This window comes from Helicobacter marmotae (assembly GCF_003364255.1).
In the GTDB taxonomy this organism is placed as follows: Bacteria; Campylobacterota; Campylobacteria; order Campylobacterales; family Helicobacteraceae; genus Helicobacter_C; species Helicobacter_C marmotae.
In genome coordinates this window covers 1-416 of the sequence record NZ_NXLR01000059.1, presented here as the reverse complement: position 1 = coordinate 416, position 416 = coordinate 1, and the positions used below count along the sequence as shown (strand labels likewise).

Annotated in this window: 1 protein-coding gene; it reads left to right on the top strand. The window is 38.0% G+C overall.

The window, feature by feature from the left end:
- The coding region (locus tag CQA63_RS09330; protein ID WP_244916294.1) for a methyl-accepting chemotaxis protein at nt 1–416 on the top strand (416 nt) is incomplete at both ends.

Here is a 416-nt window from a genome sequence, read left to right as displayed (position 1 = left end):
ACAGGCGAAGTGATACAACAAAGTGAAGATATTAAAAATGTCATAGGCATTATTAGAGATATAGCAGACCAAACCAATCTTCTAGCCCTTAATGCCGCTATAGAAGCAGCAAGAGCTGGAGAGCATGGGAGAGGATTTGCAGTAGTAGCTGATGAAGTGAGAAAACTAGCAGAACGCACTCAAAAGAGTTTAGGAGAAATAGAGGCAAATACCAATTTACTTGTGCAAAGCATTAATGATATGGGAGAATCTATTAGAGAGCAAACCACAGGTGTTACACAAATCAATGAGGCTATATCACATTTAGAGAGTGTAACCCAAGAGAATGTAGAAATCGCTGCTGCAAGTGCTCAAATCAGTGAGAGAGTAGATAAGGTAGCTAAAGATATATTAGATGATGTGAATAAGAAGAAATT